Source organism: Humidesulfovibrio sp., from assembly GCF_035560995.1.
Lineage (GTDB): Bacteria > Desulfobacterota > Desulfovibrionia > Desulfovibrionales > Desulfovibrionaceae > Humidesulfovibrio.
This window is the reverse complement of record NZ_DATMYK010000160.1, coordinates 1-4,469: the sequence shown is the minus strand read 5'-3', so window position 1 is coordinate 4,469 and position 4,469 is coordinate 1. Positions and strand designations below refer to the sequence as shown.

Here is a 4,469-nt window from a genome sequence, read left to right as displayed (position 1 = left end):
GCCGAGGCGCGTGCAGACCGGGACGAACGGTCACGTGTGTCATTCAAAAAAAACGATTCAACTGGAGGAGTTCGCATGAAACGCCTGTTCAAGTCTTTGTTGATCGCTGCCACGTGCAGCGTCCTCGCCCTGGGCGTGGTTGGCTGCGGCAAGAAGGAAGAGAAGAAGGCCGAGCCGGCCGCCAACGCCACCGCCGCGGCTCCCGCTGGTCCGAAGACCATCATCTTCGCTTCCGACGCCACCTATCCCCCGATGCAGTACATGAATGACCAGAAGGAAATCTCCGGCTTCGAGGTCGACGTGATCAAGGCCGCCGCCGAGAAGGGCGGCTTCAAGGCCGAGTTCAAGAACGTGGCCTGGGACGGCATCTTCGCCGGTCTGGCCGCTGGCAAGTACGACGCCATCTCCTCCAGCGTCTCCATCACTGAAGAGCGCAAGGCCACCATGGACTTCTCCGACCCCATCATGGCCATTGAGCAGATCCTCGTGGTTGGCACCAAGGAAAAGGCCACCGACCTGGCCGGCCTGAAGGGCAAGACCATCGGCGCCCAGATCGGCACCACCAGCTACCTGGTCGTGAAGGACGTGAAGGGCTTCAAGGCCATCAAGACCTACGACGAAGTGGGCCTGGCCATGGAAGACCTGGTGAAGGGCAGCATCCAGGCCGTCGTCGCCGACAGCCCGGTGGCCGTCGAGTACACCACCAAGAAGTACTCCGACAAGATCAAGATCGCCGGCGTGCTCAAGAGCGACAAGGTCGAGAACATCGGCATCGCCGTCAAGAAGGGCAACAAGGACGTCCTCGACCTCGTGAACAAGGGCCTGGCCGCCATCAAGGCCGACGGCACCTTCGACAAGATCAAGGAACAGCACCAGATGAAGTAGACCGGGCCGCTTGGACCGATCTTACTTGAGCATTCCCCGGGGGGCCGCCAACTGGTGGCCCCCCGGCATTCCAACCCCAAAGGCCAAGCACATATGACCGAAACACAGAAAATCGACGTTGGCGAAGGCGCGGCCATTCCCAGCAGAAACGACTGGGGCCTGTTCAACGCCTGGGTCATCAGCATCGTCGGCGCCATTTCCGCCATCCTCTATCTCCTCATCTCGCAACCCGAACCGTACCAGCGCCTGCTCGTCTACCTGGGCGACGGCATCATCATCACGTTCCAGGTCACCATCATCTCCATCATCTGCGCCTGCGTCATCGGCCTCATCACCGGCCTGGGGCGCGTTTCCAAGAACAAGGCCATCAACCTCGTGGCCTCCACCTACGTTGAAATCATCCGGGGCATTCCGCTCCTGGTCCAGCTTTTCTACATTTACTATGCCCTTGGCCGCTTCTTGAACGTGCACGACCTCACCGCCGCCATCATCGCCATGAGCGTATGCTACGGCGCCTACATGGGCGAGGTCTTCCGCGCGGGCATCACCGCCATCGACAAAGGCCAGACCGAGGCCGCGCGCTCCCTTGGCCTGAACGGCAAGCAGACCATGTTCATGGTCATCCTGCCCCAGGCCTGGCGCACCATCCTGCCCCCCGTGGGCAACGAGTTCATCGCCCTGCTGAAGGACACCTCCCTGGTGTCCATCCTGGCGGTGGCCGACCTGCTGCGCCGCGGGCGCGAGTTCTCGAGCGAGACCTTCCTCTACTTCGAGACCTACACCCTCGTGGCCCTGGTCTATCTCGTCATCACGCTCATCCTCTCCAAGGGTGTGAGCATCATGGAAGCGAGGCTCAGCCATTATGTCCGCCGCTAGTCAGACCATCGTCGACATCAGCCACGTCAGCAAAAACTTCGGCGCGCTCAAGGCGCTGAACAACGTGTCGCTTTCCATGAGCCTGGGCGAGAAGGTCGTCATCATCGGCCCCTCCGGTTCCGGCAAGAGCACGCTCCTGCGCTCCATCAACAAGCTTGAGACCGTCGATTCCGGCAAGATCATCGTGGACGGCCAGGACATCAACGATCCCAAGACCGACATCAACAAGCTGCGCATGGAGCTTGGCATGGTGTTTCAGAGCTTCAACCTCTTCCCGCACAAGACCGTGCTGGAGAACCTCACCCTTGCCCCCATCAAGCTGAAGGGGCTCTCCAAGGGCGAGGCCGAGGCCGTGGGCCTCAAGCTGCTGGACAAGGTCGGCATCCGCGACAAGGCCCACGTGTACCCCTCGCGCCTGTCCGGCGGGCAGCAGCAGCGCGTGGCCATCGCGCGCGCCCTGGCCATGAGCCCGAAGATCATGCTCTTCGACGAGCCCACCAGCGCCCTTGACCCCGAAATGATCGGCGAAGTGCTGGACGTCATGGTGACCCTCGCCAAGGAAGGCATGACCATGGCCGTGGTGACCCACGAAATGGGCTTCGCCCGCGAAGTGGCCGACCGCGTGGTGTTCATGGACCACGGCGCCATCATCGAGCAGGGCACGCCGGAGCACTTCTTCACCAGCCCGGAGCACGACCGCACCAAGCTCTTCCTGAGCCAGATCCTGTAACAGGACCGGCCCGCGAAAAAGCCCAAGCAGGGCCGTCTTCCACCCGGCAAACCGGACGAAGGCGGCCCTTTTTCATTGTTCTTGCCGAGCATCCACAAGCTCCTGCGAAGGCCCCCCCGGCGGCCACTTGCCTACCGGGCCCGCCCCGGCGTACACAGGTCCAGACACAACCCGGAGGCATTCATGCGCATTCCCGTCCGTTCCCTCGCGCCCGCTGGCCTGGCCCTGACCCTTCTGCTCACCGGCTGCGGCCTTGAACAGCCCACGCCGCCGGCCGCTCCGCAGGCCGAGCAGGCCCAAAGCGCACCGCAAACCCCCGCCCCTGCCGCCATGGCCGAGGCCGAGGTGCTGAACGGACTGAATGCACTGGTGAACGACACCATCCCGGCCTCGGACGAATACGAGGCCAGGCGCATGGCCCTGGCTCCGGCCCAGAACTCCCCCGCCCTTTCGGACAATCTGCGCCGCGTGCTGGCGCAGACCCTGGCCTTCGACCCGCCGCGCCTGCGCGAGCGCTGGGAAAAGCACCAAGAGGCCCAGGCCGACGCCGCGGCCCTGTACGCGGCCAATCCGCCCGCGAACACCAAGGCCCTGGAGGGCGCGCGCGTGCTGCGCCGCCTGGGCCCGGCCCTGTACCTCGTGCGCCTGCCCGGCGGCGACACGGTCTTCTTCGCCACCTCGCGCAAACTCAAGAACAACGCCCGGCTCAAGGGCATCAGCAGCCTGGAGCGCCAGCGGCCCAAGCCCGACGCCGCCAAGGGCGACCTGGTGGACGAACTGGCCGACCAGCCGCGCACCTTCAGCGAAATCTCGCGCCAGGACGCCAAGGCCCTGGAGACCCGGCGCGCCCCGGCCCTGGCCGAACTGCGCAGGCTGGAAGGCCAGACCGGCGCCTTTGAGCGCGGCGTGGCCGCCGACTTGGCCCGGCTCGACGCCCTCACCCGCGACGTGAACGCCGTCATCAGCCCGGAGCTGCTGCCCAAGGCTTCGGCCCCGGCTCCGGCAGCGCTCATCCGCAAGGTGAAGCGCGTGGCCAAAAGCTACAGCCGCGAGCAGTACTACCGCTACGCCCTGCCCGTAACCGGCCAACCCGCCGTGGACGCGGCCCTGAAGACCTTCCTGGACGAGCGCCGCGCCGAGATGCAGGATCTGCTGAAGAGCACCGGCATCGGCCGGGGACGCGCGCGCGCCAACGTGGACCGCATCGCCTTCACCGCGCACGCCGCCTCGCCCGCCCTGCTGTCCATCCGCTTCGAGGAAATGCGCGACACGGGCGGCGCGCACCCGAACACCACCTACGCCAGCTTTGTCTTCGACCTGCGCAGCCAGTCCCGGCTGAAGTTCGCAGACATCTTCGCCGACGCGCCCGCCGCCCTGGCGGTGCTCTCTCAACTTGCGGAACGCCGCATGAGCCTGGTGCTCGACGGACTGGTGTTCCCCGAAGGCCTGGCCGCCACCCCGGAGAACTTCGCCGTGTTCGTCCTCGACGGCGCGGACATCGTGTTCACCTTCCCGCCCTATCAGGTGGCCAGCTACGCCCAGGGCACGCAGACCCTGCGCGTGCCCCTGTGCCACCCGCGCCTGCTGCCGCTGCTGACGCCGAAGATCAAGGCCGCGCTGGCGGCCAAGTAAGAGAAGAGGAGAGGAAGAGAATTTTTTCCCAGGGGGCATGCACCCCCTGGACCCGCAGGGCAACCGAAAAGCCTGGGCCGAGCGTCTGCTCGGCCCAGGCTTTTCGGTTGCGGAAAGGCGGGAAGAAAACAGAGGGAGCAGGCTTCTGTGGAGCCCTCGCCCGGGCGAGGCGAAAGGCGTCAGCGCATCACGGCTGCTTGACCAGATGCACGATGATCCGCTGCCCCACCACATCGCTGCAGCGGTGCGACTTGAGCGAACGGCTCGTTCGGAAGCCGAAGGGCTTGCTCAGGGTGATCAAGTCCTTGAGCTGCCTTTCCCCGACCTCGAGCACGACCTCTTTGGC

Annotated in this window: 4 protein-coding genes; all 4 read left to right on the top strand. The window is 65.1% G+C overall.

Features of this window, described 5'->3' with window-relative positions:
• Positions 1 to 75: 75 nt before the first annotated feature.
• The 4 genes from VN419_RS06205 to VN419_RS06190 all read left to right on the top strand — a co-directional run bounded on the left by VN419_RS06205 (position 76) and on the right by VN419_RS06190 (position 4,123).
• Positions 76 to 885, top strand: a complete 810-nt coding sequence (locus VN419_RS06205) for a basic amino acid ABC transporter substrate-binding protein (protein ID WP_325645561.1) — start codon at positions 76 to 78, stop codon at positions 883 to 885.
• 93 nt (positions 886 to 978) lie between these two features.
• Positions 979 to 1,761, top strand: a complete 783-nt coding sequence (locus VN419_RS06200) for an amino acid ABC transporter permease (RefSeq protein ID WP_325645559.1) — start codon at positions 979 to 981, stop codon at positions 1,759 to 1,761.
• Positions 1,748 to 2,491 carry an amino acid ABC transporter ATP-binding protein gene (locus VN419_RS06195; RefSeq protein ID WP_325645557.1) on the top strand — a complete coding sequence of 248 codons (744 nt, stop codon included), beginning with the start codon at positions 1,748 to 1,750 and terminating at the stop codon, positions 2,489 to 2,491. Before VN419_RS06200 ends, VN419_RS06195 begins: the two co-directional genes overlap by 14 nt.
• Positions 2,492 to 2,674: 183 nt before the next feature.
• Positions 2,675 to 4,123 carry a DUF3298 and DUF4163 domain-containing protein gene (locus tag VN419_RS06190; protein ID WP_325645555.1) on the top strand — a complete coding sequence of 483 codons (1,449 nt, stop codon included), beginning with the start codon at positions 2,675 to 2,677 and terminating at the stop codon, positions 4,121 to 4,123.
• The last annotated feature ends 346 nt before the right edge of the window (positions 4,124 to 4,469 follow it).

Coding starts and splice junctions, on each gene's coding strand:
- VN419_RS06195 (WP_325645557.1), top strand. CDS start 1,748: ATGTCCGCCGCTAGTCAGACCATCGTCGACATCAGCCACGTCAGCAAA.
- VN419_RS06200 (WP_325645559.1), top strand. CDS start 979: ATGACCGAAACACAGAAAATCGACGTTGGCGAAGGCGCGGCCATTCCC.
- VN419_RS06190 (WP_325645555.1), top strand. CDS start 2,675: ATGCGCATTCCCGTCCGTTCCCTCGCGCCCGCTGGCCTGGCCCTGACC.
- VN419_RS06205 (WP_325645561.1), top strand. CDS start 76: ATGAAACGCCTGTTCAAGTCTTTGTTGATCGCTGCCACGTGCAGCGTC.